At 68.2% G+C, this 12,239-nt stretch carries 9 protein-coding genes; 4 read left to right on the forward strand and 5 right to left on the reverse strand.

The window, feature by feature from the left end; genetic code table 11:
• Positions 1-45 precede the first annotated feature (45 nt).
• Positions 46-2,172, reverse strand: a complete 2,127-nt coding sequence (locus B1964_RS08970) for a DUF3516 domain-containing protein (RefSeq protein WP_079929538.1) — start codon at positions 2,170-2,172, stop codon at positions 46-48.
• Positions 2,173-2,216: 44 nt separating this feature from the next.
• The gene (locus tag B1964_RS08975) at positions 2,217-3,254 is read right to left on the reverse strand and encodes a PAC2 family protein (protein WP_006371158.1); all 1,038 of its coding nucleotides are present in this window, start codon (positions 3,252-3,254) and stop codon (positions 2,217-2,219) included.
• Between the two features lie 387 nt (positions 3,255-3,641).
• Here B1964_RS08975 and B1964_RS08980 point away from each other — a divergent pair, with 387 nt between their 5' ends.
• Both B1964_RS08980 and B1964_RS08985 read left to right on the forward strand, forming a co-directional pair.
• Positions 3,642-4,214, forward strand: coding sequence for a hypothetical protein (locus B1964_RS08980; protein WP_079929541.1), 573 nt, complete (start codon positions 3,642-3,644; stop codon positions 4,212-4,214).
• Positions 4,215-4,321: 107 nt separating this feature from the next.
• Positions 4,322-5,530, forward strand: a complete 1,209-nt coding sequence (locus B1964_RS08985) for a DUF4192 domain-containing protein (RefSeq protein WP_079929542.1) — start codon at positions 4,322-4,324, stop codon at positions 5,528-5,530.
• Between the two features lie 83 nt (positions 5,531-5,613).
• Here B1964_RS08985 and B1964_RS08990 read toward each other — a convergent pair whose 3' ends face one another.
• Positions 5,614-6,297, reverse strand: coding sequence for a metal-dependent transcriptional regulator (locus tag B1964_RS08990; protein ID WP_079929543.1), 684 nt, complete (start codon positions 6,295-6,297; stop codon positions 5,614-5,616).
• Between the two features lie 207 nt (positions 6,298-6,504).
• On the opposite strand from B1964_RS08990, the gene B1964_RS08995 reads away from it, so the two are divergent.
• Complete coding sequence (locus tag B1964_RS08995) at positions 6,505-7,749, forward strand: acetoin utilization protein AcuC (protein ID WP_079929544.1); 1,245 nt, start codon at positions 6,505-6,507, stop codon at positions 7,747-7,749.
• Positions 7,750-7,816: 67 nt separating this feature from the next.
• Positions 7,817-10,672 carry a bifunctional GNAT family N-acetyltransferase/acetate--CoA ligase family protein gene (locus tag B1964_RS09000; RefSeq protein WP_253193933.1) on the forward strand — a complete coding sequence of 952 codons (2,856 nt, stop codon included), beginning with the start codon at positions 7,817-7,819 and terminating at the stop codon, positions 10,670-10,672.
• Positions 10,673-10,701: 29 nt separating this feature from the next.
• Here the strand turns inward: B1964_RS09000 and B1964_RS09005 are convergent, their stop codons facing one another.
• Positions 10,702-11,640, reverse strand: a complete 939-nt coding sequence (locus B1964_RS09005) for a sigma-70 family RNA polymerase sigma factor (protein ID WP_253193934.1) — start codon at positions 11,638-11,640, stop codon at positions 10,702-10,704.
• Between the two features lie 253 nt (positions 11,641-11,893).
• Positions 11,894-12,239, reverse strand: a 346-nt coding sequence (locus tag B1964_RS09010) for a DUF3099 domain-containing protein (RefSeq protein WP_079929540.1), incomplete at its 5' end; no start/stop codon positions are given.

The raw sequence follows: 12,239 nt of genomic DNA on the forward strand, positions 1-12,239 counted from the left end.
GTGCGGATCGCCGCGCAGGCGATCCCGGTCTGACCGCGCCGGCGATCAGGCCTGGTTGGTGGCCACGGCGTGGGCGAGCTCTTCCCACTCGTCGAGCAGGCTGGAGTCCACGTCGCGGATCATCGCGCCGACGCGGTCGGTGATATCCTCGATCTCCTCGGTCGCCACGGCGAGCGGAAGTCCTTGTCGCAGAGCTCGATAACAGTCCGAGAGGTAGCGCAGCACGATGCCCTCGCTGCGGGCGAGGCCATAAGCGGAGATCAGCTCGGTGAAGGTCATCGCCCGCTCGAGCATCTCGCGCAGGACCGACTTCGGTTTCGGGGGGAACGACGACACCCACGGATGGCCCCGGCGGTAGACGTCGAAGGCATAGGAGATCTCCTCGGCGAGGGGCCGGGGCCAGGTGATCTCCTCCAGCCGCGACATCCGCTCCTCGTATTCGATGCCGTCGGCCTTCATCTCCGCGATCGCGGCGTCGCGGGCGACCTTGCGCTGCGCGAGCAACAACGGCCGCGGATCCTCGAGCGTCGACTCGAGGATCGACACCACGTCGAGGGCGTACGTCGACGAGTCCGGGTCGAGGAGTTCGAACGCGGCGAGCGCGAACGCCGACAACGGATTGGTCAGCGCGAAGTTCTCCGGCATGTCCACCGACAGCGCCACGTGTCTGCCCTCGGCGTCCGGCCGGTCGAGCTGGACGACGATGCCGGCGTTGCGCAGATCGCGGTAGAGGGCGATGGTGTGCCGGATATGACGCAGTTGTCGATCGCGGGGCTCGTGGTTGTCCTCGAGGAGGTGCCGGGTGGCCGCGAAACAGTCGCCGGGCCGGCCGAGGACCTCCATGAGCATCGCGGTGGTCATCTGCAAGTGCGAACGCAGCGGCTCGTCGGGGGCCTCGGCGAGTTGCAGGAAGGTTTTCTCGCCCCAGGAGACGAATCCCTCCGGGGGCTTCTTGCGGACGATCTTGCGGAGCTTCTTCGGGTCGTCACCGGCCTTGCTGACCGCTCGCGCGTTCTCCACGTCGTGTTCGGGTGCCTGGGCGACGACATAACCGATCGTGTCGAATCCGGCGCGACCGGCACGTCCGGCGATCTGGTGGAATTCCCTGGCCCGCAATCGCCGCACCCGGGTGCCGTCGTATTTGCTGAGTCCGGCGAACAACACGGTCCGGATCGGGACATTGATCCCGACCCCGAGCGTGTCGGTGCCCGCGACGACCTTGAGCAGACCACGCTGGGCCAGACGTTCGACGAGGCGCCGGTATCTGGGCAGCATGCCCGCGTGATGTACCCCGATCCCGGCCCGCAGCAGCTTCGACAAGGTGGAGCCGAATCCGGTGGAGAACCGGAAATCGCCGATGGCGTCCGCGATCTCGGCGCGCTCGGCTTTGTCACAGATCCGCGCCGACAACAGTGCCTGCGCGCGCTCGACCGCCGCGGCCTGGGTGAAGTGCACGACGTAGATCGGGGACCGTCCGCGATCGATGAGGTCCTCGATGGTCTCATGGATCGGCGTCATCGCATACGCGTACTCCAGCGGTACCGGGCGTTGTGTCCCGGTGATGGCGACGGTGTCCCGGCCCGTGCGGCGGCGCAGATCGTCGACGAAGAAGGTGACATCGCCCAGCGTCGCCGACATCAGCAGGAACTGCGTGTGGGGGAGCTCGATGAGCGGTACCTGCCAAGCCCACCCCCGGTCGCGTTCGCCGTAGAAGTGGAACTCGTCGGCGACGAGCACCCCGATGTCGCTGTCGGGGCCGTCGCGCAGCGCGAGGTTGGCGACGATCTCGGCGGTCGCGCAGATGATGGGGGCGTCGGCGTTGACCGCGGCGTCGCCGGTCAGCAACCCGACGTGCTCGGCGCCGAACTGCTCACACAGGTCGAAGAACTTCTCGCTCACCAGCGCCTTGATCGGGGCGGTGTAGAAGGCACGCCGGCCACGACAGCGAGCGAAATGGATTGCCCCGGAGGCCACCAACGACTTGCCCGACCCGGTCGGCGTGGCGAGGATGACGTTGTTCCCCGACACCAGCTCGAGGAGCGCGTCCTCCTGATGCGGGTAGAACGCGATGCCACGGCCCGCCCACCACTCGGTGAACTCCTCGAACGCGGCGTCCTCGTCGGCGGTCGGGGTCAGCGGCGGGGCAGGGGTCAGCGGGGTGGGAGAGCGCACATCCGGGTCGGCGACCCGGGCGGCGTCGCCCGGGTCGGGTCGGCTCAGATCGGAAATGGCCGACCACCGGTGCCGTCGTCGGGATCATCGCCACTTCCCGGCTGATCACCACTGCCGGGATTGCCGTCACCCTGATGCAGGTCTGCGAGGAAGCGTTCGAGTTCGGCACCGAGTTCGTCGCCGCTGGGCAGGGATTCCTCGGTGGCCAGCAGCGACGCCCGCTCGGTCTGTGCCTGCTGGAATGCGTCGTATTGCTGCTCGAGCGCTGTCACCACCGTCTCGATCTCGGCGTTGCCCGAGACCTCTGTGTCGACTTGTTCGCGGACCCGCTCGGCCGCGGTGTCGAGGGCGGCGACGGGCAGGTCGAGGCCGGTGATCGCTGTCACTGCCGTCAGCAGTCGGGATGCGGCAGCGGGGTAGTCGGTCTGCGACAGATAATGCGGCACGTGCACCGATAGCCCCGAGGCGCGACGTCCACCCTGTCCCAGCCGCAGTTCGAGCAGCATCGAGGCGCTGGCCGGCAGTTTCATCGCGGTACCCCATCGTGGCAGGTCGCCGAGGATGTCGGGATCGCTGCCGTGGGCGGTGATCGATGCCGGTCGGGTGTGTGGAACGGCCATCGGGATGGCATTGAGCCCGACGACGTCGGTGACTCCGAAACGGTCGGCCAAGCGCCGCACGGCCTCGGTGAACTTCTCCCACCGCAGGTCCGGCTCCGAGCCGGACAGCAGCAAGAACGGTCGATCGTTCGCGTCGCGGACAGCATGCAGGGTCAGCGTCGGCATCGCCACACCGGTGAAGGTCTCTCCGCTGAAGTCGACCATCGGACGGCGGGAGCGGTAGTCCATCAGCTCATCGGTGTCGAAGGTCGCGACCAGATCGGACTCCAGACTGTTGCGCAGATGAGCTGCGGCCAGCGCCACCGCATGGCCCGCGTCGGCGAAGCCGTCGAGAGCGTGGATCAGCACCGGACCCGTGTCGTGGCGTCCCATGGCGGGCGCGGGAAAGGCCAGCTCGTACAGCGAGCCGTCACCGCGCGAGGCATCGTCGCGCGAGCCGTCGTCGGCGGTCCGCTCGTCCATGTCAATCCTCCTCGATGTGGCCCGTCGCCCCAGGTGAGCGTGGGCGTGAACCACCATTGTCTCGCATCTGCGCCGCTGCAGACCAATTCCGCAGCTCGGCGCCGTATCGCAGACGGTTCTCGCACCGTCTCCGCCACTACAACCATTGTCGCCGGGCGGCGATTCCCGCCGTGTGTGCGCTGTGCTCCGGTCGACGAGTGGCACAGTGATTCCCATGATGACGATTCCCATGACGACCCATCGCGGGAACCCATGACACCTCATCGCCGAGCGCGCCGTTCGTCACGGCGCCGGCATGTCGCTGTGGTCGGTGTTCTGCCCCGACTTACGGGTATGTCAGTCTGTGCGGCCCTGCTCTTCGCCGGTTGTACGACGGATGGTCAGGCGGTGGGCAACTCGGCCGCGGACCTCTCCGATCGTGCGGTGCTCCCTGCCGACTTCCCGGTTCCGGGTGCGACTCGGGTCCCCGAGACGGCGGTGCCGTTCGCCCTGGCCGGAGTGAGCGGTAACGATCCGGCGGTGGCCTATCCGGTCGATTGCGCACCCCCGGCTCCATCGGCCGCCGGTGCCGTCGTCACCTCGGTGATCGTGGCCTCGGGATCGACGTCGTACACCTCCGCGATCGCCCGCGTGCACGACGGGCTCGCCGCACTACTCGCCCAAGCCGGTCGGTGCCCGGAGACCCGTACCGGTGGGCAGCGGGCCGGCAGCATCATGGCGACCCGGATTCAGCCGGCTCCGCCGGCACCGACCGGGGTCGACACCGCCGCCTTGCAGCGCACCGTGTTCACCGGTGACCTCTCCCATTCCGCCGCCACGAGCAGTCTGACGCTGCTCGGACAACGCGATGACGTCCGCGTGTACGCGCAGTACCGATGGGCCGGTGACGGCGCCATCGACCCGTCGGCCGCCCGGAGTCTCGACGCGCTGTTCACCAAAGCGGTGGCTGCTGCCTTCTGACCTCGGTGCGTGCCGACGGTTGTGGACGAGCGGCGATCGGGGGATCACCGGTCCGTAGCGGTCTGGACCGACGGGGACCGGCCGGCGCCGACGACCACGATCAGCGCATGACGCCACAGACACCGCCCTCACCCATCGATGCGACCACCTTGCTCAGTGCGGTCCCCGCGCTCCTCGGATTCATCCCGAGCCGCTCGCTGATCGTCGTCGTTCTCCAGTCCCCGAACAGTGTGCGGGTTGCCATGCGCTACGACCTGTCGCTGACGCCGGACGGGCGCGCCACCGACGAACTGCTCGTCGTCGCCGAGAGTTTCGGGCACATCGTCCGCCGACACGGCGGGGGACCGGTGCTCGCGGTGATCGCCGACGACCGATATTCGCCCCACGATGACCGCTACCGTCAGGTGTTCTCCCTGGCCGACGACTGCCTCGCCGATTCCGGTGGTCTCGCACAGGGTTTCGTCGTCACCGCCTTCGAGCGGCATGCGCCCTGGCAACTGATCTGGAGACGCTGCGCCGGTCCGACAGTAGCCGGGGTGGGCGGCCGACCGGCCAGTGGAACCATGGCCGATCCCTACACCTCGCCGACCGCCGTCGCCGAGGCGGTGTCGACAGGTCGACGGATATTGGGCGATCGATCGGAGATGGCCGCGATGCTCACCCCGCTGCCGCACTGTGACTCCACGCACTGTGACTCCCTGAAATGCGGATTCCCGAGCAGCGATTCCCCGATCTGCACCGAATCCATTGCGGTGCAGCCGGTCTCGGCGCGAACCGAGCTGCGGTTGGCACCACCGCGAGGGGAGCGGGCGACCCGTCCGGCTCTGGCCGGTATCGAATCCGACGGTGGTATCGAACCCCGAGAAGGGCGAAACGGCGAGTTGTTGCGCGCCGTTCTCCGCGCGATGCAGGCGCCGGGCGTCCCCGACTGCGCGACCATGACGGTGCTGCACCGCGCGATCACCACCCTCCCGGTGCGCGACGCCGCACTCGCCTGCGCGGTCACCGACCTGAGAGCAGACGCGGAAAACCTGTGGCGCACACTCACCCGCCGATTGCGAGGTACCGGACGTGCCAGTGCCGCAACACTTCTCGCGCATCTGCACTACATCGGCGGGGAGGGGGCGTTCGCGGGTGTCGCGCTCGACTGCGCGTTGGCCGCCGACCCCGGGTGGAAACTGGCGACCCTGCTCGACCAGGCGTTGCGCGGCGGCGCGACACCCTCACTGCTCTGGGAGATGATCGACGAGTCCTATGGCATCGCCACCGATCTCGGGGTGGTGATCCCCCGAGCAACACTGCGTGCCGTCGGCTGACCGGCCGGGCCGCCGAACCGTGGCCCAACAGTGCCGCCCGAGCGGCGTGGTGGTGCGCGTCGCCGTCGGTCAGGGAATCTCGGTCAGACCTTCTCGACGAAGATCGAGTGCGCCATTTCCGCGGAGAGGACCAAACCCTCGTGACCCGGGGTGTCGACCTCGACGCGCTGCGGGGTGCAGGTCACCGTCACCCGGGCGTTGGGGACGACCCCGGCTTCACGCAGATCGGAGATCAACTCGCGATCGGACTGGGCGTGCTCGGCGACGCGGCGCACGATCACCGCGACCGGGTCGCCCTGCGGGAGATCGGAGAGTCGGGTCGCGGTGTCGATGGCGGTCGCGGCCTCGGCGCCGAGCGCCTCGAGGCCGGGAATCGGGTTTCCGTAGGGCGAGGTGGTGGGGTTGTCGAGCACCGCCAGCAGACGTCGTTCGACGTTCTCGCTCATCACGTGCTCCCAGCGGCAGGCCTCGTCGTGCACCTGGTCCCAGGGCATCCCGATGACGTCGACGAGCAGTCGTTCGGCCAGCCGGTGCTTACGCATGACGGCGATCGCGAGACCGCGGCCCTTGTCGGTGAGTTCGAGGTGGCGGTCCCCCGCGACCCGCAACAGCCCGTCGCGTTCCATGCGCGCCACCGTCTGTGACACCGTCGGTCCGCTCTGATCGAGACGCTCGGCGATACGAGCACGCAGTGGGACGATCCCCTCTTCTTCGAGGTCGTAGATCGTCCGCAGGTACATCTCGGTGGTGTCAACCAGATCGTTCACTGTCCGCAGTCCCTTCGTCGTCACCAAGGGTACCTTGACCAGCACCGGCATCGGCGAAGTCGTCGAGCGCCCCGGAACACCCGCGTGGCGTCGTCGGCTCCTCGGTGAGTGTCGTCGGTGTGAGCGTCGTCGCCCCCGTGCCGATCCGCACCGGGCGGGCGTCGGACCCACTAGCCTGAAATCCGTGCCGAGTCAGTGGAGTCCTCGATGAGTGCAGCGGTGATCTGGAGTGAGGACTTCCTGTCCTACCGGTGGGCGCACTCCCACCCGATGAACCCCGTGCGTCTGGCGTTGACGATGTCGTTGGCGCGCAGTCTCGGGGTACTCGACGACGTCGACCTCGCCGACCCGTTGCAGATCGACGACGACGCGCTGATCCCGGTGCACTCCCGCGACTACATCGATGCCGTGCGGGCCGTCGGATCGGGCACCGCGTCGTTGTCCGGGCCGTTGCTGGCGCGGCTGTTCGGACTCGGTGACGCCGACAATCCCGTCTTCGACGGGATGCACGAAGCCGCTCGGCTGCTCGTCGGTGGGACGCTCGCCGCCGCGCAGGCCGTCGCATCGGGATCGGTGCGCCGGGCGGTCAACATCGGCGGCGGCATGCACCATGCCATGCGATCGCGGGCCGCGGGGTTCTGTATCTACAACGACTGTTCGGTCGCCATCCGGTGGTTGCTCGACCACGGCTACGACCGCATCGCCTACATCGACATCGACGCCCACCACGGTGACGGGGTGCAGGCCGAGTTCGTCGCCGACCCGCGTGTCATGACCATCTCGCTGCACCAGCATCCGGCCACCCTGTGGCCCGGCACCGGTTGGCCGACCGAGATCGGTGAGGAGGATGCACACGGCACCGCGGTGAATCTGCCGTTCATGCCGAACACCCCGGACCGGTTGTGGCTGAGAGGGTTTCATGCGGTGGTGCCATCGATGATCGCCGAGTTCGCACCACAGATCCTGATCAGCCAGTGCGGTGCGGACAGTCACCGCGCCGACCCGCTGACCGATCTGGCACTGACCGTCGACGGACAACGCGCGGCGATGATCGCCATGCGTGACCTCGCCGAAAAGTACTGTGAGGGACGGTGGATCGCGGTCGGTGGCGGGGGCTACGGCGTGGTCAACGTCGTACCGCGCAGTTGGACGCACCTGCTCGGCGTGGTCCTCGACCGCGACATCCCCGTCGAGACCACCATCGGTGAGCAATGGTGTGAGACCGCCACCGAGGTCGCGGGCACGATCTACTCGGAGTATTCGGCGGCACCGGTGGGCACGATGAGCGACGACGGCGACGTCGGTTATGTCGCCTGGGACGGCGACACCGGTCAGGAAGCACCGCCCGGTGTCGACGAGTCGGCGCTGCGACAGACCGATCGAGCCATCATGGCCACCCGCAAGGCGGTCTTCCCGCTGCACGGACTCGACCCGGAGGATCCGCGTGACTGAGCAACCCACCTCGGACGACGCAGGGCAGTCGGACGTCGACGCCGACACCACCGCGGGAGCGCGCACGGTGGAGGGGCCGGTCCCGCGCGGGCCCTGGGATTACCCGCGGCACTGGATCGCCGACGTCCTGGCCTCCGACGGTGGCGTGGTGCATCTCCGGCCGATCGTCCCCGACGACGCCGATCGCGTCGTCCGGTTTCATGCCGGGCTGAGCGAACGCACCCGCTACATGCGGTACTTCGGCCCCACCCCGACGCTGCCGCCGCGCGAGGTGGTTCGGATGACCACGGTCGATCACCAGCAGCGGGTGGCGCTGGTCGCCGTGCTCGGTGGTGAGTTCATCGCGATCGGCATCTACGAGGGCCTCGCCGCCGACGGCAAACCCGAATCGGCCGAGGTCGCCTTCGTCGTCGCCGACGCGCATCAGGGACGCGGACTGGGGCCGATCCTTCTCGAACACCTCGCCGGCGCCGCCGCGGAGAACGGCTTCACCCGATTCGAGGCGGAGGTGCTCAGCGAGAACCCGAACATGGTCGCGGTGTTCCGCGATGCCGGATACCAGATCTCGCGCGCCTTCGACGGCGCGACGGTTCACGTCGAGTTCACCATCGACCCGACCGAGGCGTTGCTGTCGGTGCGCAACGCCCGCGAACGTGCGTCCGAGGCGCGCAGCGTCGCCAATCTGCTGCGACCCATGTCGGTGGCGGTGATCGGTGCATCCACCGATCCGAAGAAGGTCGGCAACGCCCTGTTGGCCAACATCATCGCCGGCGGATTCGCCGGACCGGTGTTCCCGGTCAACGGGCCCGGACACCACGGTGACGACACCGACGAGCAGGCGCACGCCGATGGCGCGGCCGGTCACCACGTGGTGGGACATCCGGTGGCGCATGGCAATCCGCGTCTGCGTGACCGGCAGCGGCCACCGTCGGTGCGGGGTATTCGTGCTTACGAGACGGTGCGCGACATCCCGGATCCCGTGGACCTCGCAGTCGTCGCCGTACCCGCAGCAGTCGTCGACGACGTCCTCGACGACTGCCTCGTCAAGGGCGTGCGCACCCTGGTCATCGTGTCGTCGGGGTTCGGTGAGGCCGGTGAGGCGGGCCTGGCCAGTGAGCGGCGCCTGCTCGAGCAGGTGCGCGAACACGGCATGCGTCTGGTCGGGCCCAACGCCCTCGGCGTCGCCAACAACGACCCACAGGTCGCACTCAACGCGACATTGGCACCACGAATCCCCGCCGCCGGGCGGGTCGGCTTCTTCTGTCAGTCCGGTGCGCTGGGCATCGCCATCCTCGACACCGCCGCGCGGCGTCAGATCGGTTTGTCGACCTTCGTCTCGGCGGGTAACCGCGCCGACGTCTCCGGCAACGATCTGTTGCAGTACTGGGACACCGACACCGCGACCGATGTGGTGCTGCTCTATCTGGAGAGTTTCGGTAACCCGCGGAAGTTCTCGCGCATCGCGCGTCGCGTCTCGCGGACCAAACCCATCGTGGCGGTCAAGTCCGGCAAAGGGGCGCTGACCGCGGTGCGTGCCGCCCGATCGGCCGCGGCCACCCTCGACGACCGAATCGCGCAGATGGTGCTCGAGCAGGCCGGCGTGATCCAGGTCGACACCATCCCGGAGTTGTTCGACTGCGCAACGATATTCGCCTATCAGCCGCTGCCGCGCGGGCCGCGCACCCGGATCATCGGCAACTCCTCGGTACTCGGCAGCCTCGCGGCCGACACCGCCCGCAACGGTGGTCTGGACGTGATCGGCACCGTCGACATCGGGGCCGGCGCGTCGGAGGAGGAGTTCGAGTCGGCAGTGGCCGCGGCGATGGCCGACGACCAGGTCGACGCGATCATCGTGGTGTTCGTGCCGCCGGTGGCGGTTGACGCCGACTGGCACGCGCGCGCACTGATGGCCGCGGCCAACACCCCGGACGCCGATGCGGCCAAGCCCATCGTGACGACGTTCCTGGCGGTCGAGGGCATCCCGCCCGGACTCATGCGTCCCGGCCCGAACGGCCTGCCGGAGCGGGGATCGATACCGTCCTACGGCAGCCCCGAACGCGCGGCGTCCGCGCTGGCCAACGCGTGGCAGTATGCGCGCTGGCGCGCCCGGCCCGAGCCGACCGTCATCCGGCCCGCCGACGTCGATCCCGAAGCCGCCCGCATGTTCGTCCGGGAGGAGATGGCCGGCCTCGAGACCACCGACGGGGAGCGCACCTCACCGGACGAGAACACCCCCGATGCCGAGCCGACCGGTCGGCTGCTGAACGAGGTCGCCGCGGCCCGGCTGCTGACCTGGTACGGCATCGATGTCGTGGCGTTCCGCGAGGTACGGACGATGCACGAGGCCAGTGCCGCCGCCCGCGAGCTGGGTTTTCCGGTGGCGGTCAAGGCCACCTCACCGGGCTGGCGGGGCCGTCTCGACCGCGAGGGTGCGCGGCTGGATCTCCCCGATCCCACCGCGGTGGTGACGGCGTTCGCCGAACTGACCGAACTGACCGGCGATGGCGTCCTGCACGTGCAGAAGATGGCGCCCAAGGGGGTGGGGACCGTCATCACCATGCGCGATGACCCGTCATTCGGGCCGCTGATCTCATTCGGCTTGTCCGGCAGCACCTTTGAACTTCTGGGCGATCGTGCGTACCGGGCGGTGCCACTGTCGGATCGAGACGCCGCCGATCTCATCGATGCGCCTCGCTCGGCGCCGCTGCTCGACGGATTCCGCGGTGAGCGCCCCGCCGACAAATCCGCTCTCGTCGACATCCTGCAACGCATCTCGACCCTCGTCGAGGACATCCCGGAGATCCGGGAGGTCACCTGTGATCCGATCCTGGTCTCGCCCGACGGCGCTGCGATTCTCAATGCCCGGATACGCATCGGTCCGGTGCCCTCGAGGAGGGACACCGGACCGAGGAGGCTCAGCTAGGCCGAAATGAGCTGACGGATGGCCGCGAGTCAGCTGGCGTAGGCGCGCAGGCGTTCGGCGCGATCGCCCTGACGCAGTTTGCCCATCACCTCGCGCTCGATCTGCCGGACACGCTCACGGGAGAGTCCGAACATCCGGCCGATCTGGTCGAGCGTGCGCGGTTGACCGTCGTCGAGGCCGTAGCGCATGCGGATGACCTGCTGTTCACGCTCGTCGAGCGTGGCGAGAACGGCACGCACGTCCGAGTGCAGCAGACCCGCGATGACCGCGTTCTCGGCCGAGGTCGCCTCGGCATCCTCGATGAAGTCGCCCAGCGGGGCCTCTTCGTCGCTGCCGACCGGCATGTCCAGACTCACCGGATCGCGGCTGTGGTCGAGGAGATCGGCGATCTTCTCGGCGGGAATGCCCGACTCGTTGGCCAGCTCGTCGTCGGTCGCCTCGCGGCCGAGCTGCTGATGCAGCTCGCGCTTGATGCGGGCGATCTTGTTGACCTGCTCCACGAGATGGACGGGTAGCCGGATGGTGCGGCTCTGATCGGCCATGCCGCGGGTGATGGCCTGACGAATCCACCAGGTGGCATACGTCGAGAACTTGAATCCCTTGGCGTAGTCGAACTTCTCCATGGCGCGGATCAGGCCGAGGTTGCCCTCCTGGATGAGGTCGAGCAACGGCATACCGCGACCGGTGTAGCGCTTGGCCAGCGAGACCACCAGACGCAGGTTGGCCTCGAGGAGATGGGCACGCGCTGCCTCGCCCTCACGGACGACGGTGTTGAGGTCGCGCTTCTTGGCGGCACTCAAACGCTTACGGGTGGCCAGGACATGCTTGGCGTACAGGCCCGCCTCGATCTGCTTGGCGAGATCGACCTCTTGTTCGGCGTTGAGCAGCGCGGTGCGGCCGATGCCGTTGAGATAGACCCGGACGAGGTCGGCGGCGGGCGATTGGGCGTCGAGATCCTGCTCTGTCATGGCAGGACGAGTGGAGGTGGTGGGCTCGGCGGAGTAATCGGTGGTGGGGGTGGTGGAGCGAGCAACGGTGGAGCGTGACATTCCGGCCTCCTGACTTGAGTGCATTCAGAAGGTCCAACGCCGCACCGACGCCGATAGTTCCCGACGCCGGAGTTCCTTACCTTTCGGTCACCATGCTGACCTGCTGATATCCCCACCTCGCCGGCCGTGGTTCTGAGAAGTTGCTGAGATCGGTGAATCCGTGGAACACGATTCAGGTCCCGGGCGGTGTCTCCGAAGAGGTCGAATCGACCGTCCGGGCTGTGGTTCCGAGGGGAGCCGGGCCGACGACGGAGTGATCGGAGCCGTACAGGTAATGCGGAACCTCCCCGCGCTTGCGCGGAGGCCGGTCGTTGGCGATCAGCACCGCCACCCACGGCAGCGGGATCGATGCGGCGATGATGGCCAGCGCCCACCAGCCCGAACCGGTCGACGAGTACACGATGCCCGCGATGATCAGAGCCGGGACACGGAACGCCATCAGTGTCAGGGATTTGCGGACACGGGCGCGATGCTGCTCGTCGTACGGCGTCGGGGCGCCGGTGATGAGGAACGCATCT

The sequence above is a fragment of the Gordonia sp. i37 genome (assembly GCF_002043085.1).
Classification (GTDB): Bacteria; Actinomycetota; Actinomycetes; order Mycobacteriales; family Mycobacteriaceae; genus Gordonia; species Gordonia polyisoprenivorans.

Bases quoted from the DNA above. Each gene is read 5' to 3' on its own strand.
- B1964_RS08975 (WP_006371158.1), bottom strand. From the start codon at position 3,254: ATGGACGAGCGGACCGCCGACGACGGCTCGCGCGACGATGCCTCGCGC.
- B1964_RS08985 (WP_079929542.1), top strand. From the start codon at position 4,322: ATGACGCCACAGACACCGCCCTCACCCATCGATGCGACCACCTTGCTC.
- B1964_RS08995 (WP_079929544.1), top strand. From the start codon at position 6,505: ATGAGTGCAGCGGTGATCTGGAGTGAGGACTTCCTGTCCTACCGGTGG.
- B1964_RS09005 (WP_253193934.1), bottom strand. From the start codon at position 11,640: ATGACAGAGCAGGATCTCGACGCCCAATCGCCCGCCGCCGACCTCGTC.